At 62.5% G+C, this 23,664-nt stretch carries 20 protein-coding genes, 2 tRNA genes and 1 pseudogene; 12 read left to right on the top strand and 11 right to left on the bottom strand.

What is annotated here, in order from left to right; all coding sequences use genetic code 11:
• Positions 1 to 28: 28 nt before the first annotated feature.
• Positions 29 to 1,006: a GlxA family transcriptional regulator gene (locus tag AC07S4_RS14005; protein ID WP_494987237.1), complete on the bottom strand. Its 978-nt coding sequence runs from the start codon at positions 1,004 to 1,006 to the stop codon at positions 29 to 31.
• 149 nt (positions 1,007 to 1,155) lie between these two features.
• Here AC07S4_RS14005 and AC07S4_RS14000 point away from each other — a divergent pair, with 149 nt between their 5' ends.
• The 3 genes from AC07S4_RS14000 (at position 1,156) to AC07S4_RS13990 (ending at position 5,387) form a co-directional block, all read left to right on the top strand.
• Positions 1,156 to 1,938 (top strand): substrate-binding periplasmic protein, encoded by a 783-nt coding sequence (locus AC07S4_RS14000; protein ID WP_494987236.1) that lies wholly within the window; start codon positions 1,156 to 1,158, stop codon positions 1,936 to 1,938.
• Between the two features lie 97 nt (positions 1,939 to 2,035).
• Positions 2,036 to 4,975, top strand: coding sequence for a sensor histidine kinase (locus AC07S4_RS13995; protein WP_494987235.1), 2,940 nt, complete (start codon positions 2,036 to 2,038; stop codon positions 4,973 to 4,975).
• An 82-nt stretch (positions 4,976 to 5,057) separates the two neighbouring features.
• On the top strand, positions 5,058 to 5,387 hold the full coding sequence (locus AC07S4_RS13990) for a DUF2322 family protein (RefSeq protein WP_494987234.1): 330 nt from the start codon (positions 5,058 to 5,060) through the stop codon (positions 5,385 to 5,387).
• Between the two features lie 156 nt (positions 5,388 to 5,543).
• Here AC07S4_RS13990 and AC07S4_RS13985 read toward each other — a convergent pair whose 3' ends face one another.
• Entirely contained in the window at positions 5,544 to 6,551 is a 1,008-nt protein-coding gene (locus AC07S4_RS13985) for a hypothetical protein (protein WP_494987233.1), read from the bottom strand.
• Positions 6,552 to 6,961: 410 nt separating this feature from the next.
• Between AC07S4_RS13985 and AC07S4_RS13980 the strand changes: the two genes are divergently transcribed.
• The gene (locus AC07S4_RS13980; protein ID WP_494987232.1) at positions 6,962 to 7,282 is read left to right on the top strand and encodes a DUF6678 family protein; all 321 of its coding nucleotides are present in this window, start codon (positions 6,962 to 6,964) and stop codon (positions 7,280 to 7,282) included.
• A gap of 364 nt (positions 7,283 to 7,646) precedes the next feature.
• The gene (locus tag AC07S4_RS13975) at positions 7,647 to 7,985 is read left to right on the top strand and encodes a DUF6572 domain-containing protein (RefSeq protein WP_494987231.1); all 339 of its coding nucleotides are present in this window, start codon (positions 7,647 to 7,649) and stop codon (positions 7,983 to 7,985) included.
• 46 nt (positions 7,986 to 8,031) lie between these two features.
• Here AC07S4_RS13975 and AC07S4_RS13970 read toward each other — a convergent pair whose 3' ends face one another.
• Positions 8,032 to 8,658, bottom strand: a complete 627-nt coding sequence (locus AC07S4_RS13970; protein ID WP_494987230.1) for a tyrosine-type recombinase/integrase — start codon at positions 8,656 to 8,658, stop codon at positions 8,032 to 8,034.
• 107 nt (positions 8,659 to 8,765) lie between these two features.
• Between AC07S4_RS13970 and AC07S4_RS13965 the strand changes: the two genes are divergently transcribed.
• Positions 8,766 to 9,320, top strand: coding sequence for a hypothetical protein (locus AC07S4_RS13965; protein WP_494987229.1), 555 nt, complete (start codon positions 8,766 to 8,768; stop codon positions 9,318 to 9,320).
• 22 nt (positions 9,321 to 9,342) lie between these two features.
• Here AC07S4_RS13965 and AC07S4_RS13960 read toward each other — a convergent pair.
• The 3 genes and pseudogenes from AC07S4_RS13960 to AC07S4_RS13950 form a co-directional block, all read right to left on the bottom strand.
• Positions 9,343 to 9,918, bottom strand: a pseudogene (locus AC07S4_RS13960) (IS30 family transposase); the annotation flags it as partial.
• Between the two features lie 417 nt (positions 9,919 to 10,335).
• A tRNA-Asn gene (locus tag AC07S4_RS13955) sits at positions 10,336 to 10,411 on the bottom strand.
• A gap of 63 nt (positions 10,412 to 10,474) precedes the next feature.
• Complete coding sequence (locus AC07S4_RS13950; RefSeq protein WP_494987228.1) at positions 10,475 to 11,206, bottom strand: hypothetical protein; 732 nt, start codon at positions 11,204 to 11,206, stop codon at positions 10,475 to 10,477.
• A 158-nt stretch (positions 11,207 to 11,364) separates the two neighbouring features.
• Here AC07S4_RS13950 and AC07S4_RS13945 point away from each other — a divergent pair, with 158 nt between their 5' ends.
• Genes AC07S4_RS13945 through AC07S4_RS13935 form a run of 3 tightly spaced genes read left to right on the top strand, consistent with a single transcriptional unit; the run spans position 11,365 to position 14,043 of the window.
• A complete protein-coding gene (locus tag AC07S4_RS13945) occupies positions 11,365 to 12,690 on the top strand; it encodes a sensor histidine kinase (protein ID WP_494987227.1) in 1,326 nt (441 codons plus the stop codon).
• Complete coding sequence (locus tag AC07S4_RS13940; RefSeq protein WP_494987226.1) at positions 12,687 to 13,316, top strand: response regulator; 630 nt, start codon at positions 12,687 to 12,689, stop codon at positions 13,314 to 13,316. The genes AC07S4_RS13945 and AC07S4_RS13940 overlap by 4 nt, the downstream gene beginning before the upstream one ends.
• Position 13,317: 1 nt before the next feature.
• A complete protein-coding gene (locus tag AC07S4_RS13935; protein WP_494987225.1) occupies positions 13,318 to 14,043 on the top strand; it encodes a MipA/OmpV family protein in 726 nt (241 codons plus the stop codon).
• A 3-nt stretch (positions 14,044 to 14,046) separates the two neighbouring features.
• Here the strand turns inward: AC07S4_RS13935 and AC07S4_RS13930 are convergent, their stop codons facing one another.
• Positions 14,047 to 14,616 (bottom strand): outer membrane beta-barrel protein, encoded by a 570-nt coding sequence (locus AC07S4_RS13930; protein ID WP_494987224.1) that lies wholly within the window; start codon positions 14,614 to 14,616, stop codon positions 14,047 to 14,049.
• Between the two features lie 289 nt (positions 14,617 to 14,905).
• Between AC07S4_RS13930 and AC07S4_RS13925 the strand changes: the two genes are divergently transcribed.
• Positions 14,906 to 16,060 carry a diguanylate cyclase domain-containing protein gene (locus AC07S4_RS13925; RefSeq protein WP_494987223.1) on the top strand — a complete coding sequence of 385 codons (1,155 nt, stop codon included), beginning with the start codon at positions 14,906 to 14,908 and terminating at the stop codon, positions 16,058 to 16,060.
• A gap of 17 nt (positions 16,061 to 16,077) precedes the next feature.
• Here the strand turns inward: AC07S4_RS13925 and AC07S4_RS13920 are convergent, their stop codons facing one another.
• Entirely contained in the window at positions 16,078 to 16,974 is an 897-nt protein-coding gene (locus AC07S4_RS13920; protein ID WP_494987222.1) for a LysR family transcriptional regulator, read from the bottom strand.
• 111 nt (positions 16,975 to 17,085) lie between these two features.
• Between AC07S4_RS13920 and AC07S4_RS13915 the strand changes: the two genes are divergently transcribed.
• Positions 17,086 to 18,309, top strand: coding sequence for an MFS transporter (locus AC07S4_RS13915; protein ID WP_494987221.1), 1,224 nt, complete (start codon positions 17,086 to 17,088; stop codon positions 18,307 to 18,309).
• A 46-nt stretch (positions 18,310 to 18,355) separates the two neighbouring features.
• Here AC07S4_RS13915 and AC07S4_RS13910 read toward each other — a convergent pair.
• Both AC07S4_RS13910 and AC07S4_RS13905 read right to left on the bottom strand, forming a co-directional pair.
• A tRNA-Asn gene (locus tag AC07S4_RS13910) sits at positions 18,356 to 18,431 on the bottom strand.
• A 42-nt stretch (positions 18,432 to 18,473) separates the two neighbouring features.
• Positions 18,474 to 19,676 carry an amino acid aminotransferase gene (locus AC07S4_RS13905; RefSeq protein ID WP_494987220.1) on the bottom strand — a complete coding sequence of 401 codons (1,203 nt, stop codon included), beginning with the start codon at positions 19,674 to 19,676 and terminating at the stop codon, positions 18,474 to 18,476.
• Between the two features lie 110 nt (positions 19,677 to 19,786).
• Here AC07S4_RS13905 and uvrB point away from each other — a divergent pair, with 110 nt between their 5' ends.
• Positions 19,787 to 21,859, top strand: a complete 2,073-nt coding sequence (gene uvrB, locus AC07S4_RS13900; RefSeq protein WP_494987219.1) for an excinuclease ABC subunit UvrB — start codon at positions 19,787 to 19,789, stop codon at positions 21,857 to 21,859.
• A gap of 11 nt (positions 21,860 to 21,870) precedes the next feature.
• Here uvrB and AC07S4_RS13895 read toward each other — a convergent pair whose 3' ends face one another.
• A complete protein-coding gene (locus tag AC07S4_RS13895; RefSeq protein WP_494987218.1) occupies positions 21,871 to 23,562 on the bottom strand; it encodes a rhamnogalacturonan lyase B N-terminal domain-containing protein in 1,692 nt (563 codons plus the stop codon).
• Positions 23,563 to 23,664 lie beyond the last annotated feature (102 nt).

The following is a 23,664-nucleotide window of genomic DNA, read 5'->3' as shown; positions in this document are numbered from 1 at the left end:
CGGCTATCTGCGCCTGGTCAGGCGGTGCTCAGGCGGCCGCCCTGCCCTCGTCGCCTGCGCGGAAACGCTCGCGGTACAGCTTGGGTGTGGTGCCCAGCTGGCGCGAAAAGATCATCCGCATCTGCGTGGGCGTGTGGAAGCCGCAGCGGAAGGCCACCGTCTTCATCGGCACATCGGTCTCCTCCAGCAGCTTGCGCGCAAAGTCGATGCGCACCTGGTCCACAAACACGGACGGCGTAACGTGCGCATGCTTTGCGAAGGCGCGCGAGAAGGTGCGGCGGCTTACGCCCACCGCGTCCGCGATGTCCTCTATGGTCAGGGCGTCGCTGATATGGTCGCTCACGTACTTGAGCACTTTGGAGACCAGCGAATCCTCATCGGGACCAACCGCCAGATAGGGGCTGTATTGCGACTGGCCGCCGTCGCGGCGGATGTAGACGATGAGGCGCTTGGCCACCTTCATGGCCAGCTCATGGCCCCAGTCCTCGGCGATCAGGGCCAGGCACAGGTCGATGCCGGCAGCCACGCCGCCGCAGGTGAACAGATTGCCGTCGCGGACGAAGATCTTGTCCGGCCTTACATTCGCATCAGGGAACTGCATGGACAGCCGCTCCGCGTGGTCCCAGTGCGTGGTGATCTCGCGGCCCGTCAGCAGCCCGGCGTGCGCCAGCAGGAACACGCCATTGCAGACCGCGCCAAACCGGCCCGCGTTGCGCGCCCGCTCGCCCAGCCAGGCCAGGAAGGCAGGGTCGGGCTGATACTCGGGATAGCGCGGACCGCCCGCCACCAGCAGCAGGTCCGACTCGGTGTGGAAGTTGGGATAGTCGCAATGGATTTTGAACTCCATGCCGCTGGAGCACATTACGCTGTCCGGCCGGCCGCCCACCAGCGTAGTCTGGTAGTGGTCCTTCTCCGGCAGCAGGCGGTTCGCCTCCGCGAAGACATCCAGCGGTCCCGCCACGTCGAGCGCCTGCACCCCATCAAGTACCACCAGCGTCAGTTTCATACCAGGCCCGCCCGTCCAGCTAAAGTTTTTCACGCGAGATCCTACCATGCCAGGGCGGCGTCACCATTTAACAATTCGCTGTCAGCAACTGCGTAGTGCGACCGTCATTGCAGTGGTAACATCCTCTGCAATTAACGCCGGGCTGCGCCATGACTAACCGCCATCCACTGTTCGCTTTATTGGCCTGCCTGCTGGCGGCGCCCGCCTGCGCCGATCCCGGCCAAGTAATCGTGCCGCTGGTTAATTACTATGATTACGCCCCCTTCAGTATGCCGCAAGAGCGCGCCGATCTCACGCGCGAACTGGCCGACTTGCTTACCGCCGGCTCGGCTGGCCGTTACCGCTTTGTGCCAACCCTGCTGCCCAAAGGCCGGCTGGACCAGATGCTGCAGCACGGCGGCTGGCAAGGGATGGTGGCATGGCTGAACCCACGCTTCGTCAACGACGAGACAAAGTCGCGCTATGTGTGGACCAAGGCGCTGATGCAGGAAACCGACCTGGTGGTCTCCCGTGTCGACGCGCCGGTGGAATTCACCGGCGTCCAGTCGCTGCGGGGCAAAGTGCTGGGCACCGTGTTGAACCAGCGCTACGCCGATGTCGAGGACATGATCGCCAGCGAACAGCTGCGGCGCAGCGACGCGCCTTCCCAGGAAAACAGCGTGCGCAAACTCCTGCTGAAGCGGGTCGATGTGGTGTTTATCTCGCGCAGCACATTGAACGGCCTGCATCAGCGCGTGCCGGAATTCGACAACAAGCTGCATGTCTCCGCGCAGCCGCGCAACAGCTTTACACGCCATATCATGCTCACCCCCGGCTTGCCGCCGGAATTGATACGCTATGTGCAAACCACCGCCGCAAAGCTGGACAGCAACCCGTCCTGGCGCGACATCGCTGCGCGTTACCATATCGCAGGCCAAATAGAAAAAAACTAGGGCCCCTCCCCTACCAATGGCAGAGCGCTGCGGCGTCCGCACGCACCCGGTTCGGGTTATGCTTGGCAGTCTTACAATACGACCATGGAAAACCTTCATGCCGGGACTGTTCAGGTATTGCTTGCTGATCGCCTGCTTGTGCTTCGCGTCCCGTGCGACGGCCCTCAATCCGGAGCTGTCGCTGGCGAGCTACCGTCATGACAAATGGCCGGCCGCCGACGGCGGCGTGCGCCACGCCGGCGCGCTGGCGCAAACGCCGGACGGCTGGCTGTGGCAGGGCTCGTCCTTCGGCCTGTACCGCTACGACGGCGTGCACTTTCAGCCCTTCCAGCCGCGCAATGGCGGACGCCTGCTCAAAACCAATGTCAGCGCGCTGCAGCCCGCTCCCAATGGCGACCTGTGGATAGGCTACGGCGGCGGCGGCATCAGCCTGCTGCGCAACGGCGAGCTGACCCATATCCTGTCCAGCCCGGAGGCGCGGGCCGTGTTCTGCATGGAACTCGATAGCGAAGGCACGCTGTGGGCGGCCACCGGCCAAGGCGGCCTGCTGCGCTACCGGAACGGCAAGCTGGAACGCATGGACGCCAGCATGGGTTATCCGGACCGCACCGCCTACTACGCGCTGCACGACAGCTCGGGACGCCTGTGGGTGGCGTCCGGCACCGGTCTGTATTTGCTCAACCGCAGCAAGCAGCTGTTCGAACGCATCCGCGATGTGGGCTTTGACACCATGATGCTGGAGTCGGCCGACGCCCGCGTTTGGCTGGTGCAGGCCAAGCAAGTCATCCTGCTGGCCGGCCCCCAAGGCGTCACCGCTCGCGTGCAGCGCACCTACGCCAAGAGCTCCTACCAGAGCGTATTCGACGACGACGGCAATTTCTGGACCGGCAACTGCCCCGCCGGCCTGTGCCGCCTGCGTCCGCGCGACTGGCAAGCCAGCGCCGAGTTCAGCGGACTCTCGGCCACGGAGCGCTTCAGCGAGCAGTGGGAAATGACCAGCTTGCAGGTCTACGCCACCATGGTGGACCGGGAAGGCAGCCTGTGGATCAGCACCACCGGCGGCATGGAGCGGCTGCGCCTGAACAAGGTCAACACGCTGGACGGCATCAAGGACGGCTTCTCCAGCATGGCCGAGGACAGCGACGGCTCGGTCTGGCTGGCGACCAGTGCGCTCGACCATTCCGCCAAACTGTGGCGCGTCGTCGACGGCAAGGCCGTGCAGCAGCCCAATCCCTATGCGCATACACGGGTCGCCACCGGCATGGACGGCTCCCTGCTGCTGGCGGGACGCCAGGCGCTGGAGCGGCGCGGGCGCAACGGCGTAAGCGCCCATCCGCTGCCGCCGAATACCGTCGTTGAAAACGCCTGGGTGTCCAGGCTGGGCGAAGACAGGCACGGCGTCTGGCTCGGCACCACCACCCAGGTCGCGCTGAAATATGCCGGCGGTCAGTGGCATACCGAGCCGCTGGGGCCGGGCGGCTTCCCGGTCACGATGAGCCGGGCGCCGGATGGCGAGATGTGGTTTACGACGAAGAGCGCCACCTTGCAGGTCGGCAGCGGCCCGCAGGCCAGGATCTACGGCGCGCAGCACGGCCTGGATACGGGGCGCATGCAATTCATCAACACCAATGAGGAAGTCCTGCTTAGCACCGACCGCGTGCTGCAACTGCTGCAGGGCGCGAAATTCCATACCCTGTCATTCGCCGACGCCGGCGCAATCAGCGTTTCCGGCCTGCTCGCCGACGAGCGCGGCGACCGCTGGTTCAATACCCAGCAAGGCCTGCGCCGCGTACGCGCCGCCGACTGGCGCAAGACCATGGCCGCGCCCACGGCGCCGCTGCCCGCCACGCTGTTCGACCGGCTGGACGGTTACGTCGGCGACGCCGTCAGCGGCGCCCGCCGTCCCGACGCGCTGCGCACCCGCGACGGCCGGCTGTGGTTCTCCACCGGCGAGGGCGTGGCGTGGCTGGACCCACTCAAGCTGCCGGTCAACCGCGTGCCGCCGCCATCGGAAATCACTATGCTGTCGAGCGGCGGCTACGACTACCAGCCCGCCGACGTCCGCAGCTTTCCGGCGGGCACTGAAGCGCTGGCCATCCACTACGCGGCGATGAGTTACGTGATACCGGAACGCGTCACCTTCCGCTACCGCCTTTCGGGCGTGGACCGGGACTGGCAGCAAGCCGGCCCCCGCCGCACCGCGTACTACAACAACCTGCCCCCCGGCAGCTACCGCTTCGAAGTGCAGGCCACCAATGAAGACGGCGTACAAGGCCCGCCCGCCCCGCCGCTGGTGTTCGACATCGCCTACCGCTTCGACCAGACCTGGTGGTTCAAGGCTGCAGCGGGCGCGCTGGCGGCGGGCGCGCTGTACCTGATGTACCGCTGGCACTTGCAGCGCGCCACGGCCCGCATCGAAGAGCGGGTGCACGCGCAACTGGAGGAGCGCGAACGTATCGCGCGCACGCTGCACGACACCTTCTTGCAGGGCGTGTATGGCCTGGTGCTGCGCATCCAGGCGGTGGCGGCGCAGCTGCCGGAGGGCATGGCGCGCAGCGCGCTGGAAAACGCCATGCAGCGCGCGGACCAGCTGCTGGTCGAAGGCCGCGAGCAGGTGCGCGGCCTGCGCAACGCCACCCCGCCCAGCCGCTCCCTGGACGCCGCGCTGCGGATGGAGGCGCAAGCCATCGAGTCCGAGTACGGCATCAGAGTGACGGCTTCGCTGGAGCTGCCGCCGGTCAGCGCCGAGGTGGCGGACGAACTCTACGCCATCTGCCGGCAGGCGCTGGCCAACGCGGCCCGGCATTCGGAAGGCAGCCTGGTCGAACTGACGGCGCAGCACACCGGCGGCAAGCTAAGGCTATCCGTGAAGGACAACGGCAAAGGCATGCCGGACCACGTCGGCCAGGGCCTGGCGCCGGGGCACTACGGCATCGTGGGCATGCGCGAACGTGCCGCCGCCATCGGCGCCGAACTGGCGATTGCAAGCGGGCCGGAAGGCACGGAGATTACGCTGTCGCTGCCTGTGCCGGAATAGTGGGAGCTGCGGACTAACCCCAGCCAAACGCCACATGTGACAAAATAACGCTTTAATCACATGAGCACTTGCAAGAGCCCCTATGCAACTACCAAACTTCAGCGATAAATTTTCCGACAACCTCGCCCTGCTTCCGTCGAAGGATACGGTTGCAGCAATCGAACTTGCCGACCAGTCCGGCGCTCCAGTGGCAACGATCGAAAATAAACCAGGCCAAGCGGGATCGCTCCGGGTTTATGGCTGGCTGAGCGACACACTCGGCGCAATTACCCCCGAAGCAGCGGAACTCGGCCTGAAGATTTATGCCGAGCACACTCAGGATGCCCGCGCCAACCCTGGGAAACATCCCAACATTGACCGCCTGTTCAACATTAAAACGGCAGATCAAACCCTGCAGGTGAAAAGCCTGTAAGCTTGCCCCCCAAATGCAAAAAAGCCCAACCACCAAGGCTGGGCTTTTTTGTATCCTGGATTCTCGACTTGGGCTCGAACCAAATCCTGCGGACTCACAGAAGAAATAAAACAGCATCCTGGACACCCGCTGCGTCTCAGCCGCTTTCCATGAAGATTATTTGTGAGTCATGCCCCAGGTCCCACCACTTCCATCGGGCAGCAGCCAGCTCCCGCTCATCGCACCAGGCGAGACTGCCCCACCCTTGAAAGTTTGAACCGAGTTACCGTCCGCACTCAAGACGAAACTCACGTTGCCATTTGCATCGACGGCCCCGGATACCGTCTGGCCTCCACAGGACCCTTGCAATTGCCCCGGTAGCGTTACATAAAAAAGGCAAACTCCTCCTTGGCTGTTACCAACGTAAGTACCTTTCCACTGGCCGGCAAAACGCTCGACGCCCAGTTTCCTACGATTGGAGGTGGCATGGGAATAGGCGATCAATTCAGTGCTAACTGTGGCGGTGGAACTGTTCTTCGGCGCGACAAGAGCTGTCTCTACATCAGCGCTATCGCATTTGACGTCAACGCCAGAATTGGGGTCGGCCCAACAGGTTTCTTCAATAACCAGAATCCTGGTGGGGCTTGTGACAGTCTTCTTGATGGCGTATTTGATGGTTGAGAAAGTGCCGGCAGCGGTGGTCACTGTTTCTTGCCCCAACACTTTGCCCGTCAATGAGACCTGTTCCGAAGCCTGCGACAGTGTGCAAACGGAGGTACTTACGTACTTGGTCTCCCACGTGGCATCAAGACGCACTGTGGAGGGAAGACCGGGGGCGACAGCGGGCACAAAGCTAGTAGGGCAGCTAGCAGCAGAGGAGGAGTGCGTTAACTTACCGTTGGCATCGTATATGCGTGCGACACTGGAGCCGTACAAATTGTCATTTGTTGTGATAGTTGAGTAGGAAGTACTATTTTGTTCACTGACGAATTCAGTTGAGTAAGTCGTGGCGGGTTCTTCCCGGCCATCCGCATACTTGACAATTTGCACTGTTTTTTGAGTGTAAAAATCGCCAGCTGTGCTGGGCATACGGTTAAATTCAATGGGTGCTGGCGGCGTGACAGGGGGTGTCACTGGGGCCTGGGACACCGGCGAGCCGTTGCCGCCGCCACCGCAAGCACTCATGATGAGGCCTACGATGCCCGTTGAGATAATTCTTGACCACATTTGCACATTCCCTTTTGGTGTTTAAAAGATACAAATATTGCAGAATAGCATCTTTTATGGGCGTAAAATGCGCGAATTGTCACCGTCCCACAAAAACAGCAAGGGCGTGGCGGTTGAGTATGCCGGGAAATAAAATGCAAAAAGCCCAACCGCGAAGGCTGGGCTTTTCTGTATTCTGGCTCCCCGACTTGGACTCGAACCAGGGACTGCGGATTAACAGTCTGGTATCTGCACGAGCAGAGCTAGGAGCTGATGCGGCTTTGCCAGAAGTGAGAATTCGTGAGTTTTGCAGATGAGCAAGCTGCTATCCTGAAGACCGTCGGCCGAGTTCGGCCAGAACCGGACCTAGTCATAGAAAGAACAGCCGTATGCTGTCATTGATGAACGACACGAAGTGGGAGAAGTTGAGGCTGGCCATGTATGAGCTTGGGCCACTCTCACCCAAATGGCGTACATTTGACGTGGAAAATGGACACCTCTCAGATTGGGATGGCGAATGGTTTTACCATTTCCGGAATGGCGGATATAAATACATTAAATGGGTAGAAATCGCTATCGAATCTCCCGCGCAACGGCAGGCGGTATTGACTGAGCTAGCCAAGGTCCACGTTCCAGGAGCGTCCACGGAAACCGGGTTTCGAGTTCTTGGGTACGCCGAACTGGGCGTCGAGGTCGATTACTTGGCTTGACGTATAACGGCCATAAGCCGACAGTGGTTATTTGCTGATTTATTAGACTATGGAAGAACAGTGTTCCTTGATGCCTGGTTGAAACTCAGTATTTTTGGGCCGTTTATTTTGCTTGCTGTCCTGCTTGGCGGAAGCTTGTACGCAGTCGCGTTGTTTCGCGCTGTTACGAGTTGTCGCAGGCTATTGCGTGAGGGCGAATTGGAAGAGTTTTGGCTCACGGCGATTCTGGTGGGATTATTGATTGCGCCAGTTGTGGCACTAATTTTAAGATGGAACGCCTTAGGGTAAGGTGACGGCAGCCGGCCCTTAGCGGATGTAACCAAAGACGACACATCGTCGCCGAACACCACGAGGGATATGACGGATGGGGCTTGAGAATGTAAGCGTAGTGGACGCTGTTGGCACTGAAACGGCCTCGGACTGCGTTGTCCTGTCAATTATCGATTCATGGGACTGGTCCGATGAGCATGGCCATCTACTCGCGCTACAAAGCAAGCTGAACGCCTACTTCGGTTTTGTCGAGAACGGTCAAATGCACGAGGCGTATCCGGCCGCAGAAGGAAAGTCTCTGCGGATTGACCTCATCAGCCGTTATCCGTTGCCGACGACCGCTGTAGATTTTCTGAACAATGCGAAGGTCGTAGCAGAGGCACTGGCTATTTCCTTGCGATGGAATACGCTACCTGCGGGGCCTTCGAACTAGTTCCTCAACGTCCGCGATGGGGCGACTGCTGGCGTCGCCCTTGTTCTTAAGCATCTGTCTGCTCGGCCATTTCGAGTGCGTCATCGACCTCGATGCCCAGATATCGTACGGTACTCTCGAGGCGCGTATGGCCCAGCAATAGCTGCACCGCACGCAAATTTTTTGTGCGCCGGTAGATGAGTGTTGGCTTTGTCCGGCGCATCGTGTGCGTGCTGTATGCCGTCGGGTCTAAGCCTATTTCGTCGAACCATTGGTGAACAATACGCGCGTACTGCCTAGTCGAAATATGCGGCGATTCTGAGATTCGACTGGGAAAAAGAAAGTCACTGTGGCGCAGCGCTGCGGCCGCTATCCAGTCCTCCAAGCTTTTCCTGGTTCCTGCCGTGAGTTCGAATTGGACGGGTTGCTTGGTTTTCTGCTGCATCACGCTGGCCCGCGCTGCCACATGGCTTCCATGGCATACATCGTTGACGCGCAGCTGGACCAAGTCGCAGCCACGCAATTTGCTGTCGATGGCCAAGTTGAAGAGTGCCAAGTCCCGGGACCTGCCGAAGATTTCCAAGCGAACGCGAATTGCCCAGATTTCGCTTATACGCAGCGGCGCTTTTTGCCCGACCAACTTGCCCTTGTTCCACGGCGTAGTTTGGCCAAAACCTTTCACTTGATTGTTCATGATAGACCTCCTGGATGGGAGCTCTACTATGCGCCTTGCCTGCTTTGGCGCGAGGCCGCAGGGGATGTGATAATTGGTGAGTTTTTCATCTGAGCAAGATGGTATCCTTGCTCATCGGCGGAATGGGGGCACAATCAACCATTCTACCCCACTTCCAACTGGCTATTTTTACATTGCAAGCTATGAAGCGCATCCTCTTACTTGTCGGCGGCGCTATATCCTTGGCTACCGCACATGCGCAACCTCTTGAGAGGTGGTTGCTGCCGGACCCAGATGAGATGGTCAAGGCATCCAACGTCCTATGCATCGACCAAGCTAAGTCGACTCTGGTCGCTGGTGCACTCCGTGCACGAGGCAGAAGCAAAGCAGAAGTATTGGCGTTGTTGCCTGATGCACCCAAGACCCTGTCGCTACGCGTAGTGAGTGCCATGCAAGAAAGTATCGAGGACACGTTCGATTTTCCTGACCTTTCCCCCTATACCCAGTATTCGTTCCGCTCTGAGGTGTGCTTTCGCGAAACGTTAGGTGGTGTGAGGATGCCACGCCTAGCAACCGTGCGGCCGCAGGTGGAGAAGTGCCAACAGATTCATGGACCGGACAAGAGCACAGCTTTGTTCCAATGCATCCGCGCCGTAGTTCTCAGCGCTGAGCCGCAACTATGAACGACTGTGTACGGCTGCGGATTCAATCGGTGGTCGCAACACACCTTTCAAATTGTTGAGCCGGCGTTCGGTAGTGTAGCGTCTTCCTGGGACGTTCGTTCAGCCTTCTAGCCACCTCATCGAGATTGTCCTGCGAGTAGGTGGAAAGGTCCAGACCCTTCGGAAAATACTGGCGTAATAGCCCGTTTGTATTTTCATTCGAGCCTCGCTGCCACGGGTTCTGCGGATCGCAAAAGTAGACCTGGACATCGGTGGCCAAGGTGAAACGCTTGTGCCCGGCCATCTCTTTCCCTCGATCCCAGGTCAGCGATTTGTAAAGCTCGTGCGGTAACCTGCGGGCATTGTCGATCAGTGCGTTGACCACTGTCTCAGTGTCCTTGCCGGCGACTTTTACGAGCATGACATAACGCGTCTGACGCTCGACCAGCGTAGCAATCTGGCTGTTGTGGCTGCCAAACAGCAGATCACCTTCCCAATGCCCTGGCACGGCTCGATCCGCTGCCGTTGCCGGCCGCTCGCTGATCGATACCGCGTCTTTGATCCGGCAGCGCCATTGAGTTATGCCAGCGCGGTCTTGATGCGATTGGTGATGCCTACTGGAGCAAGAATATTGAAGATGATAGCGACTTGAAACTGACGGCTGCACATACTCTTCGAAGAGAAGGAAAATTGGAGAATGCAGCTTCAATGTACTGCGGAATTTTGGCTATGCGACTTCGCCTTTATAATAAAAAGATAAAGTAGCGGCTGGGAATCCTGAAGGTCCGCAACGGGGCGTCAGCAGCCCATCGTGGGGATCGACATCTCTTGGACAGCATGCAGTGATGCACGCCAAACTCAGGCATTCGTCGCGTCGCTTGCCCGCATCCGTCGCCAAGTACCACGCGGATACTCGCCCTCTCTCTTGGGCAGACATCGCTCCCGAGTCTCTCAGCAACCCAGCAGCCCAATAAGCGCCACTGAAACGCAAAAAGCCCAACCGTTTAAGGCTGGGCTTTCTGGTGCTACTGAATTCTGGCTCCCCGACCTGGACTCGAACCAGGGACCTGCGGATTAACAGTCCGTCGCTCTACCGACTGAGCTATCAGGGAATTGAGGCCCGAATTATATACGCGGGATTTCGAATTGACCAGTGCAAGGCCAAAAATTTACGCTCACTCGTACTCGGTCCCCACCGCCAGCGGCTTGCTGCGGACCAGGAAGTCGCCTTGCGCGGGCCAGTCGGCAAAGCGGTAGAGGACGATCTGGTAATCGCCCATGGTCGGATTCTCGAACGGATAGCCGCGCACTGCGGCGAGCGGCGTGAGCTTGCCGTCGGCGTCGCGGAACTGCACGTCGGGCGCCGCCGCGCCGCGCGGGTAGACGAATTTCACGCCGGCGCATTTCTTCCCTATCAGCCGCAGCCGGTAGCCCGATTCGCGCTGCGCGCTGATCAGCTGCTCGCAGGCGGTGCGCAGGTCCGCTGCGCTGTAGACGCCGTCATCCCGCTCGCGGATCGAATAGCGCCCGTTGAAGCTGTAGTTGCCCTTCTGCCTGTTCAGGCGCAGGACGGCGTCTTCGTCGTAGGCCTGCTTCAGCATCGGCAAGGTGGCGCGGCCAAGCGCGTCGACCGGAATGTCCACATTCACGGTTTCGCCGGCCAGTTGCAGCTGCAGGCCCTCCATTGGCAGGTCCGGCTGCCGGGGGCGGATCTGCATATGCGCCTGGATCAGGGGCCGCGCCTTCAGGTATGGCTCGAAGAAACGCGCGGCCTTGTAGGCGTGGCGGTAGCTGTGCCACTCGGCGTCGCGCTGGGCCGGAACCACCACCTTGGGGATGGCCTCATCCGCCTGCGCCAGCGTTGGCCCTGTCAGCAGTGCCAGTGCCCACCATCGTGTCCAGTTCAAAGCGCGCCTTTGCAAATTGTTATCACGGCAGCGATTCTACGACACCACCCGCGCAGCGGCATATGCCGAAAGTCAGGCCGCATGACTTTCGGCACTTTGACGCCCCGCCCCGCTCACGTAGAATGGCGGCGCTAAACATTGTCAAATTTACAGGCCAAATGAACAACAACAGCCTTCGCCCATTGCGCGCGCCCAGCCGCTATCCCGCCGCAGCCATCCTCGCCAGCCTGATACTGGGCTTGCTGGAGCTGGCTCCGCATTGGGTTGCGGACCCGGCCCGCGCGGAGCTTTACAACGCCGTGGGCCGGTTGGCGCGCTACGTTGCGAGCCTGACGACGCCCGCGCCGTCGCTGCTGCGCGCGGGATCGGACCGGGCCGAGATGGCCTACCGGCTGTTCCTAGGCGGCGAGGCGCTGCTGATAGGCGCGTTTATCGCGCTGCTGTGGTGGCGCATCCGTCCATCGCCAGGCCGCACGCCGCTGGCTGGCGCGCTGCTGCTCGGCGCGCAACTGGTGCTGGCCGTCATGCTCAACTCGCTGGCCTTCCACCTCATCCTTTCCATGGAACTGGCGGCGCTGCTTACGCTCCGGCGCGCACTGGTGTGGCTGGCGGTGCAGGTGCTGCTCGGCGCGGGCATGGACTTGTGGGTGCTCACCAGCGCCAGCCTGCACTTGAACGACCAGCGCATCCACACCACGCTGGCCGTGCTGACTTCGGAGCGCTTCGTGCAGGTGCTCGGTTTCGCCTTTGTCTATCTGATGCGGCAGGAGCAGCGCATGCGCGTACAACTGGCTGCGTCGAACGCGCAGTTGCGCGCAACGCAGTCGCTGCTGGCCGACACGGTGCGCTCCGCCGAACGCATGCGCATCGCGCGCGACCTGCACGACGCGGTAGGGCACCATCTGACCGCGCTCAATCTGCATCTCGACCTGGCGGTGCGCCAGGCCGACGTCAAGCCCTCTGCACCGCTGTCCACCGCGCGCGAGCTGGCGAAGTCGCTGCTGTCGGAGGTGCGCGGCGTGGTCAGCGCGGAGCGGCAGCAGAGCGATATCAACGTGCGGCAGGCCTTGCGGCTGCTGTGCAGCGGCATTCCCTCGCCCGCCATTGAACTGACGATGGACAGCGGCGTGGACGCCTGCCCCGCCGCCGCAGCCCATACGCTGCTGTGCTGCGTGCAGGAGGCCATCACCAACACCATGCGCCACGCGCAGGCCGCCCTGCTGACGATAGACATCCGCTACCAGGACGGCGGCGTGCACGCGCGCATTGCCGACGACGGCCAAGGCAGCAAGGGCGCGCCCGAGGGCAACGGCCTGGCCGGCATGCGCGAGCGTCTGGCCGAACACGGCGGCTCGCTCAGCACCGGCAGCGGCCCGGGCGCGAACACTGGCGCGGGCTCAGGCTCCGGCGCCGGCAGGCGCTCACCGGCCAGCCCCGGCCACTGGCTCGAATTCTCGCTGCCCTTCGCCGGAGCGCGCGCATGATCCGCGTGGTGCTGGTGGACGACCAGATGCTGGTGCGCAGCGGCATACGCGGCCTGCTCGAGCTCACGCCGGACATCCGCGTGGTGGCCGAAGCGGCGGACGGCGCGGAAGCCGTCGGCGTGCTCGCCCAGGCCCAGACGGACGTTCTGCTGCTGGACGTGCGCATGCCGAACTGCAGCGGCATCGAGCTGCTGCGGCGCGAACAGGGCCGGCTGCCGCCCACCATCCTGCTCACCACCTTCGACGACGACGACGCGCTGTTCGACGGCATGCGCGCCGGCGCGCGCGGCTTCCTGCTCAAGGACATATCGCTGGAGCGGCTGGCCGACGGCATCCGCAGCGTGGCGGCAGGCGCCACGCTGTTCCGCCCCGCGCTCACCGAACGCACCCGCGCCGCCTACGAAAAAACCGCCGCCTCGCCCATGGACATTTGCACGCCGCTCACCAGCCGCGAAACGGAAATCCTGGCGCTCATGGCGGCGGGTTTCAACAATGCAGAAATCGGCCAGGCGCTCGGCCCCAGCGAGGGCACCATCAAGAACCACGTTTCAAGCATCCTGTCCAAGCTGGGCGTGCGCGACCGCGTGCGCGCCGTGCTGCGCGGCCTGGAACTGGGCCATATCTGAGATGGCGAAGCACTATCTGCTGGCAGCCCTGCTCTCCAGCGCCATGCACGCCGCGCTGGCCCAGCAGGACATGACGCTGCTGCCGGACGGCTCGGTCGATGTGGCGGTGGGCGCCGTCGCAGGCAACGCGCCCGCGCGCGCAGGCAGCAAGCAGCGCACAAGCTATTTGGTGCCGCAGTTTTCGGCGGAATGGAGCAACGGGGTGTTTGTGGAGGGACTGGCGCTGGGCATGCATATGTCCGCCGATCCGCTGCTGCGCTACGGCCCGCTGATTGCGCTGGACCTGGGCGCGCAGCGCGCCGACGGCGGCAGGTCCGGACTTCGTCCTGTGCTGGGCGCGTTCATTAACTACACGCTCCTGCACGGACTCCTGCTGCACGCGCACGCCTTTGCGCCGGCCGGCAGGGAAGGCAGCGGCGTGCTGCTCGACATGAAAGCGTCCACGCAAACGGCGCTGGCGCCGCATCACTTCCTGGCCGCCGGGGTAGGCGCCAGCATAGCGGACGGCGCCTATATGCAGTCGGATTTCGGCACGGCGCGTTACCGCCCATCCGGCGGCCTGCGCGACATGTATGCGGAGGCGCGCTGGCAGTGGCAGGTGAGCCGCAAGTACACGCTGTCCGCCGGCGTGCGCGCCAGCCGCCTGCTGGGCGGCGCCGCCGCCAGCCCTCGCACCGAGCAGCGCACCGGCGTCGCCACTTCACTGGCGCTGCAATACGGCTACTGAAGCCTAGAAGCCCACCTTCACGCCTAGCTGCAAGGTATTCTGGCTGACATTGATGCCTTCCTTGCGGGTGCGGCCTATGCTCTCGACTTCCAGCGTCAGGGCGGCTTCCCTGGTCACGTTGTAAGCGATGCCCACTGCCAGCAGCGGCTTGGTGGCGGACACGCTGTCGGACGTGCCGGCGGCGGCGGCCTTGTAGCGCGTGCGCGCCAGGCCCGCCTTGGCGAACACCGACCAGTCGTCATTGAAACTGTGGGTGGCGCGGGCGGCCAGCGAAAAGCTGCGCAGCTCGAAGCTTGGGTCGGACGCCAGGCCCAGCTTGGCCTTGTCGAAAAGAGCTTTGGCGCCTTGCGAATAGGCCGCTTCCAGCGCCAGGTTGTTTGCCACCACAAAACCGCCGTAGAACTTGAAGATGGCGCCGGGATCGGCCGTGGCGGATTTGCCGTTGAGGGGATTGCGGAAGGTCAGTTCGCCGCCGTTCGCCACCGTGGCGCCTGCGTAGTAATCCTGGGCGTGAGCAGCGGAGCTAGCCAGCACGGCGGCGGCCAGCAGAGTCGATATCAGTAGTTTGTTCATACGGTTCCTTGGAATGAGTGCTGATCCCGACCCGGGCGATGGGCCGAATCAGTACAGCGATTCTAAGAACGCACCCGCCACGGCGCATGTGCCATCCGGCACGGCTGGAAAGCATGACTTCCGGCACGGGTATGGTGGCGAAATAGCAACATCGAACCTGGCTTGCATGCCGCCACCCGCCATCCCGCTGGAAATCGGACTTGATACGCCCCACTCATCCATACGCGGGAGTAATATTTAGACATGCCGCCAGGGAGCAAGGCCGGCGTTTCACTAAGGAGACGCGACGATGTCGTCTGAGACCGTCCATACATTCGGGGGCACCGCGTACTTCATCTTCATGCTCCTGTTCCTGTGGATGAGCACGATTCCCAGGACCAACTCGGGAGCCGGCTGGTGGGCGCTGTCGATCTGCTGCGCCCTGCTCGCCCGGCTGAGCATGTTCTTTTTCCTTCCCATCGCAGGCCAGCCGATGGCGCTGCCGCTCTACGTGGTCTTCATCTCGCTGGAAAAACCGCTGCTGCTGACCGGCCTGATCCGCTTCCTGAACCTGGACACCGACACCCGCTGGTTCTGGCTGGCCTCGCTGGCCTCCGGGGTCTGGCTGCTGGCCGCCCTGGCCGCCGATTTCCCGCCCTTCGCGCGCGCCATGGTGTTTTGCGCCGTCAACGCGGCGCTGCTGCTCTACATGGGCTGGATCGCCCTCAAGAAAAGCGCGGGCTTCCCGCGCTGGCCGCTCGCGGTGACGGCCACTGCAAGTTTCGCCCTCACGGCCCACTGGCTGTCGGGGCCGGTTCTGATAGAACTCTTTCCAAGCTGGGCCAGCAACGGCTTCGTACTGGGGACCATACTCGTGCTGGTGCAGTACTTCTCGCTGATGGCGGCGGTGCTGGCGCTCTTCGAGACGCGGCTGGTCGACGCCGAATCCAAGGCGCTCGAACTGGCCTTCCACGATCCGCTCACCGGCCTGAACAACCAGCGCTACATGAAGACGCTGTTCGACCAGGCGCTGGTGCTGGCCACCCGGCCCCACCACGTGGTGGCGGTGTTCTACATCGACCTCGACAACTTCAAGCCCATCAACGACACGGCGGGCCATGCGGTAGGCGACGAAGTGCTGAAAACGGTCGCCGCCAGGCTCAAGAGCAGCACCCGTAGCACGGACATCTGCGCCCGGGTCGGCGGCGACGAGTTTGTCGTCATCGCCACCCAGCTGGACGAGGAGGCGCAGGCGGGCGAAGTGGCGAAGAAACTGCTGGCGCGGCTGACGGAATGCATACCGGTGAATGGCAAGGAATACGCGCTGGGGGCCAGCATCGGCGTCGCCTTGTATCCGCAGCACGGCAGGAACCTGTCCGAGCTGGTGCAGCGCGCCGACAAGGCCATGTATCAGGTCAAGCGCAACGGCAAGAGCGGCTGCGAGATCTTCGGACAACAGGCCTGATGCGACGGTGCGCTCTATTAACGTTCTGAATACCTGACCGCGTCCACAAATGCGGAAAAGGCCGGGGATGCGTGGCGCCTGTGCGGGTAGTACAGGTGAAAGCCCTGGAAATACGGACACCAGTCGGCCAGCACTTCCTTCAGCCGCCCGTCGGCCAGGTAAGGCGCAGCGAGCGCTTCGGGAACGTAGGCCAAGCCGATGCCATCCACAGCGCTGTTAAGCACATGGACGATGCTGTTGAAGACGAGTTGCCCGTCGCACTTGACGCTAAACGCTTGCCCACCCTTCTCAAACTCCCATGCATAGATGGCGCCGGACGGCCTGTGCCGTATGTTGACACAAGCGTGATTGGTCAGCTCATGCGGCGTCGCGGGTGGCGGACACCGCTCAAAATAGGCTGGAGCCCCCACCACGGCCAGGCGCCAGTCCGGACTGATGCGCACCGCAATCATGTCTTTGCTGATCGCTTCGCCGAGCCGGATGCCGGCATCGAAGCGCTCCTCGACAATATTGGCGAACCCATAGTCGACAAAGAGCTCCAGTGTGATGTCCGGATAGCTTTTCAGGAAGGACGCAAGCACGGGCCTCAGATAGAGCTCGATTGCATCATCAGTACAGGTGATGCGGATCGTTCCAGCGGGTCGTTCCCGCAACTCTCCGAGCGCTTCCACCTCTGCGTTTATCTGATCGAAAAGTGGCGCGATGGAACGCATCAGCTTCTCGCCCGCCTCGGTCGGCGCAACATTTCTGGTCGTGCGCGACAGTAGCCGCACGCCCAGCCTTTCCTCCAGCGCCCTGATCGTATGGCTCAGGGCGGACGGCGTAACGTCCAGGCGGGCAGCGGCCCTGGTGAAGCTCCGCTCCCGCGCCACCGCAAGAAAAGCCTGCAAATCGTTTACCTTCATTTGCGCCATTGCTGAATTTTCCTCATAACTACATCAAGATTATATCGGCTTATCAATGCTATGCGCGCGGGCGAAAATGCAGGCCTCGGTAACCACAACGCGGCAGGCAAAGGAAAACCCATGACAAATCAGGTACTAGACGCACGCAACGGCAACGGGCGCGTTGCTCCCGGCGCTGCGGATCCCCCGGCTTTCTGGAGCGGCGTTTTTTCGATGACGCTGTGCGTCTTCGCGCTGATCGCGTCGGAATTCATGCCGGTCAGCTTGCTGACGCCGCTGGCGGCGGACCTGCGCGTCAGCGAGGGCATGGCGGGCTACGGCATCGCCATATCCGGCGCCTTCGCAGTGCTGACCAGTCTTTCCATTTCATCGATCGCGGGCGCAATGAACCGCAAGACATTGCTGTTGCTGCTGACCGGGCTGATGGGCGTCTCCGGACTGATCACCGGCCTGTCGTCGAACTACGCGATGTTCATGCTGGGCCGCGCGCTGATCGGCGTGGTGATCGGCGGATTCTGGTCAATGTCGGCGGCGGTGGCGATGCGCCTGGTGCCGCCGCAAAGCGTGCCCAGGGCGCTGGCCATCTTCAACGGCGGCAACGCCCTGGCGACGGTGGTAGCCGCCCCGCTGGGCAGCTATCTCGGCGCCGTCATCGGCTGGCGCGGAACGTTTCTTTGCCTGGTGCCACTCACCTTGATTGCCATGGCGTGGCAATGGGCCAGCTTGCCGTCCATGCCGGCCGCGCCTCGGGCAGCAGGCTCCGCCCATGTCTTTCGCCTGCTGAAAAAGCCCTTGATAGCTCTGGGCATGTTTGCGGTCGGCACATTCTTCATGGGGCAGTTCATGCTGTTCACCTATCTCCGCCCCTTCCTTGAGAGCGTCACCGGCGTCGGCGTGCGCATGCTTTCCATCATCCTGCTGGTGCTCGGCATCGCCGGCTTTGCCGGCACGGTGCTGATCGGCGGATGGCTCAAAGCCGGCCTGTACCGGCAACTGATTGCCATCCCGCTCATCATGGCCGCCATAGCACTGGCCCTGATTGCATTCGGCACCTCGCTGCCTTCGGTCTTTGTACTGCTGGGCTGCTGGGGACTGGTGGCGACGGCCGCCCCAGTCGGATGGTGGGCATGGCTGGCCAAATCGCTGCCGCAGGACGCGGAGGCGGGCGGCGGCCTGATGGTGGCTGCGGTCCAGCTCTCCATCGCCGTGGGCTCGACCGTCGGCGGCATGCTGTTCGATGGCAGCGGCCATCAAGCCACGTTCATGGCGAGCGCAGCCCTGCTGCTGATCGCCGCTCTCCTCGCCGCCCAGACCGCTCGAATTGACCGGGCGCAAACGCCCTGAGCAATGCAAAAAGCCCAACCGGTTAAGGCTGGGCTTTTCTGTATTCTGGCTCCCCGACCTGGACTCGAACCAGGGACCTGCGGATTAACAGTCCGTCGCTCTACCAACTGAGCTATCAGGGATCTATCGAGCCAAGTTTTTGCTCAGCTCGAAGAAACAAGATTTTAGAGTACTTTGGCGATGGCGTCAACCACCTTGTCGATATTGGTCGAGTTCAGCGCGGCCACGCAGATGCGGCCGGTGTCCACGGCGTAGATCGATTCGGCGCGCAGCGCTTCCACTTGCGCTTTGGTCAAGCCCGAGTAGGAGAACATGCCCACCTGCTCGCGCACGAATTCGAAGTCGTGCGCCGGGGCTTTCTCTTTCAGCTTCTTGACGAAAGCATCACGCATTTCCTTGATGCGCACGCGCATGCCGGCCAGCTCGTCTTCCCACAGCTGGCGCAGTTCCGGCGTGGCCAGCACGGTGGCCACCACTTTGCCGCCGTGCACCGGCGGGTTGGAGTAGTTGGTGCGCACCACGCGCTTCAGCTGCGACATCAGGCGCGCGGCTTCGTCGGCCGATGCGGCCACCACGCTCAGCGCGCCCACGCGCTCGCCGTACAGCGAGAAGGACTTGGAGAAGGAGTTCGACACCAGCAGCGGCACGCCGGTGGCGGCGAAGCGGCGCACCACGGCGCCGTCTTCGGCGATGCCCGAGCCGAAGCCCTGGTAGGCCATGTCCAGGAAAGGCACCAGGCCGTTGGCCGCGACCACGGCGATGATCTCGTCCCACTGGGCCGAGCTCAGGTCGGCGCCGGTCGGGTTGTGGCAGCAGGCGTGCAGCAGCACGATGGAGCCGGCCGGCATGGCCTTCAGGTCGGCCAGCATGCCGGCGAAGTTCACGCCGTGGGTGCCCGCGTCGTAGTAGGTGTAGTTGTTGACCTTGAAACCGGCGCTTTCGAACAGCGCGCGGTGGTTTTCCCAGCTCGGATCGCTGATGTACACTTGCGCGCCCGGCGCGAAGCGCTGCAGGAAGTCGGCGCCGATTTTCAGCGCGCCGGTGCCGCCGATGGCTTGCACGGTCACTGCACGTTTCTCTTGAATTACGGCGCTGTCGGCGCCAAATACCAGCTCTTGCACCGCCTTGTCGTAAGCGGCCAGGCCTTCGATCGGCAGATAGGTGCGCGGCGTGGGCTGGGCGATCAATGCCGCTTCAGCTTTCTGCACGCAAGACAGCAGCGGAACCTTGCCATTGTTGTCATAATAGACGCCCACGCCAAGATTGATCTTGGCTGGGTTGGTGTCGGCGTTGAAGGCCTCGGTAATGCCGAGGATAGGGTCGCGCGGGGCCATCTCGATGGCGCTGAAAACGGAAGGGTTCGTCATGATAAGATTGGATTCGATTAGAAGCGGTTCGCAGCGGATACGTGTCAGCGCCCGAACAAAATCCGGTTTTAAGCGCCAACAATCGCATATTCTATCAAAGGTCTGACCTCATGGCTGATTCGCAACCTAATAATTCTGCTGCCCCCACCGTCGTCACCTTCCCGGATTCGCCCTTCAAGCTGCACCAGCCCTTCCCTCCGGCGGGCGACCAGCCGACCGCGATCGACGCTTTGTGCGAGGGCATAGACGACGGTTTGTTCTTCCAGACCCTGCTCGGCGTGACCGGTTCCGGCAAGACCTACACCATGGCCAATGTGATCGCCCGCCAGGGCCGGCCCGCCATCGTGTTCGCACCCAACAAAACGCTGGCCGCGCAGCTCTACAGCGAATTCCGCGAGTTCTTCCCCGAGAACGCGGTCGAGTACTTCGTGTCCTACTACGACTACTACCAGCCGGAAGCCTACGTGCCGCAGCGCGACCTGTTCATTGAAAAGGACTCGTCCATCAATGAGCACATCGAGCAGATGCGCCTGTCCTGCACCAAGTCGCTGATGGAGCGGCGCGACGTGGTGATCGTGGCCACCGTGTCGGCCATCTACGGTATCGGTAATCCCAGCGAATACCACCAGATGATTTTGACGCTGCGCCAGAAGGACAAGCTGGCCCAGCGCGACATCATCGCGCGCCTGATCCAGATGCAGTACACGCGCAACGAAGTGGACTTCGGGCGCGGCACCTTCCGCGTGCGCGGCGACACCATCGACATCTTCCCGGCCGAGCACGCCGAGCTGGCGGTGCGCCTGGAGCTGTGGGACGACGAGGTGGAATCGATCCAGCTGTTCGACCCGCTCACCGGCCGCGTCAAGCAGAAGATCCCGCGCTTCACGGTCTATCCGGGCTCGCACTACGTCACCCCGCGCTCCACCGTGCTGCGCGCCATCGAGACCATCAAGGACGAGCTGCGCGAGCGGCTGGAGTTCTTCCGCAAGGAGACCAAGCTGATCGAGGAGCAGCGCCTGGAACAGCGCACCCGCTTCGACCTGGAGATGATGGCCGAAATCGGCTTCACCAAGGGCATCGAGAACTACTCGCGCCACCTGAGCGGCGCCAAGGCCGGCGAACCGCCGCCGACGCTGATCGACTACCTGCCCACGGACGCGCTGATGTTCCTGGACGAGTCGCACGTGCTGATCGGCCAGCTGTCGGCCATGTACAACGGCGACCGCTCGCGCAAGACCAACCTGGTGGACTACGGCTTCCGCCTGCCGTCCGCGCTGGACAACCGGCCGCTGAAGTTCGAGGAGTTCGAATCGAAGATGCGGCAGACTGTGTTCGTCTCGGCCACGCCGGCCGACTACGAGAACAAGCGCGCCGACCAGGTGGTGGAACAGGTGGTGCGCCCGACAGGCCTGGTGGACCCGCTGGTGATTGTGCGCCCCGCCCGCACGCAGGTGGACGATTTGATGTCCGAAATCCAGGACCGCATCGCCAAGAACGAGCGCGTGCTGGTGACCACGCTGACCAAGCGCATGTCCGAGCAGCTCACCGAATACCTGAGCGACCACGGCATCAAGGTGCGCTACCTGCACAGCGACATTGAAACGGTGGAGCGCGTGGAGATCCTGCGCGACCTGCGCATCGGCACCTTTGACGTGCTGGTGGGGATCAACCTGCTGCGCGAGGGCCTGGACTTGCCGGAGGTGTCGCTGGTGGCGATTCTGGACGCGGACAAGGAAGGCTTCCTGCGTTCCGAGCGTTCGCTGATCCAGACCATAGGCCGCGCGGCGCGCAACCTGAACGGCGTGGCGCTGCTGTACGCGGACCGCATGACCGACTCGATGGAACGCGCCATCGGCGAGACCGAGCGCCGCCGCGCCAAGCAGATCGCCTTCAACACCGCCAACGGCATTGTGCCGCGCGGGGTGCACAAGGCCATCAAGGACATGATAGACGGCGTCTACAGCCCGCAGGACGCGCGCGAACAGCTGGAAGTGGCGCAGGAAGCGGCCAAGTACGAGGCCATGAGCGAGAAGCAGGTCAGCAAGGAAATCAAGCGCCTGGAGAAGCTCATGCTGGACCACGCCAAGAACCTGGAGTTCGAAAAAGCCGCGCAGGTGCGCGACCAGCTGCATGTGCTCAAACAGCAGCTGTTCGGCGCACCGGGCGCGGACAACGTCGCGTAAGCCGGCAGGCCTTACGGCGTCTTGATCAGATCCACGGCGTCAAACGCATAGCCCGGGCTCAAATAGGTGGTGCCCGAACTACCGCTAGCCGGCGCCAGCGTCAGGATATTCTGCCCCACCACTAGGTTGGCCACCGGCACGGTAAAGGTGAACATCGCGTTGTTGCCCCGGTAGGTGCCTATCGTCAGGCTGCGGCTGTCCGGCTGCGTCGAGGCGGTGGGCACGGCCGAGGTCCAGCCATTGACCGTCACCTGCGGCCGCGCGTTCGCATACGCGGCCGTAATGCCCACCCTCAGCTGATACGTGGAGCCGGCCACCACCTGCGCCGCCGTCAGGTTGAAGCGCACGTTCACCGCGCCGTTCACACCCTTCCACTGGTACGCCGGGAAGCCCGTCGCGGCGGACGAGGTGCCGACGATGTAATCGGCCGGCGTCCAGTAAGCCATGCGCGTATCCGACGGATGCATGGCGTTCACCTTGTCGCCGTTCAGGAACTCCTTGGGCGAGCCGTCCCATTTGCCGATGCGCCACAGCGCCGTCTTCGCAGCGGGATCGCCCGTCACCGCGAAGCTGCTCACGTTCGTGGTGCTGCCCGCGCTCACCGTCACGCTGCGGCTATCCACCGCCAGTTCGTTCTTGTACACCGTCATGGTGTAGGTGCCCGGCTTCATGCCGGTCTTGGTCATCTGCCCGCTGCTGGCGTTGGCCGCGCCCCAGTACTGCGCGGTACTGTTGGAGAAGGCCACCGTGTATGGGTAGCTGCTGTCCAGGCCCGTCATGCCCGCCACCGTTACGCCGCCACGGCCGCTGGCCGCCACGTAGCCGGTCAGGCCCATGTTGGCGACCCAGCTCATGTCCGGAATGGCCGGCGTGCTGCCGCCCGTGAACAGCAGCGCATACGGACCGTGGAAGCCCATGCGGTAAGCCTCGGTCTGGTTGTGGCCGGAGTTCATGTAGTTGTACAGCTCCGTGTCGCCGCTGGTGGTGCTGCTGCTCTGGTTCTGGATGTCGCGGAAGAAGGGGCCGCCCGAGGCGCCCTCGCGGTTGTCGTACACCATGTACACGCCCACGCCGGAACCGGTGATGCCGCGCAGCGTGTAGTCCAGCGTGCGCTGGTTGCCGTAGTACTTGGAGCGCGTTTCGCCGTTGGCAAAGCCGAAGACGTCGGTGCTTTCCACCGTGGTGGTGGTGCCGTTCAGATTGGACTCGGCCGGCACGCCGGTGAGGATGGAGGACTTCATGCGCGTGATCCAGCGGAACTCGCCCACCGACGGCTCGGCCGTGATGTTGGTGCCCATGTAGATGTGGGACACATTGCGGCGCGCCATGTAGTAGTGGGTCAGGTTCCCGGTCGTCACCGTCACCTTGATGGTGTCCGTGTCAGGCTGGGTGGCGCTCACGCTGACCGCCGTTACGCCCGTGTACAAGCCGCTGAAGCCGCTGGCGATGTGCGAACCCTTGGTCTGGCCTTGCAGCTCCACGCCGTTGTACACCAGGCTGGAGATGTCGCCCACGCCAGCCTGGGAGGTGGCGGTGCGCAGCACCTTGAACACCAGGCCCGCGCCGGTGTCGATGGTGTAGTCGCCTGTGTTGGTGGTGAGGCCGAATGCGGCCAGTGCTTGCAGCGGTGCGGCGGACAGCGCAAACAGCGCGCAGCCGGCCAGCATGGTCTTGAGTTTCAGATGGTGTTTGAGTTGATGCATTGCGTCTCCGTTTTTATAGTTTGGGATGTGCCGCCCGCCCCTTGCTCAAACTTTAGGCGGCACACCAGCTTAAAATGGAACGCCTGTGCTCATTGCTCGACT

It is taken from the genome of Pseudoduganella sp. GW821-FHT05F09 (assembly GCF_059419605.1).
Note: the sequence above shows the minus strand (reverse complement) of the source record. Positions and strands in the feature narration are given on the sequence as shown.